Source organism: Bartonella sp. AA86SXKL (assembly GCF_042196885.1).
In genome coordinates this window covers 1-277 of record NZ_JBHIRE010000151.1, presented here as the reverse complement: position 1 = coordinate 277, position 277 = coordinate 1, and the positions used below count along the sequence as shown (strand labels likewise).

Annotated in this window: 1 protein-coding gene; it reads right to left on the bottom strand. The window is 41.9% G+C overall.

Annotated features, from left to right (window positions below; translation table 11 throughout):
- The coding region (locus ACFIO5_RS10635) for a stimulus-sensing domain-containing protein (RefSeq protein ID WP_375705383.1) at positions 1–277 on the bottom strand (277 nt) is incomplete at both ends.

Below are 277 nucleotides of genomic sequence, written 5' to 3'. Positions count from 1 at the left end.
TGAAAACTTCACCACTAGAATAAAGAACGCGTGAATCAAGAAGCAAAGTAGCCTCACGATCATAGATACGTGCCCTTGTCGTTTTAGGTGTGATGAGGCGTCGTAAAAGAGGAGCAACTTGTTCAGGATTAATGGGAAAGTCCCAAGAGTCTGTTGATTGAGGTGCAGGTGTAACGCTTTCTCCAGCTTGTAATTCTAAAAGCTTTTGGGTATCAATGAGAATAGAATTTGTATCTACTGTTGCAGAAGCAGCAATGGCTCCAGCGATAATTTTTCC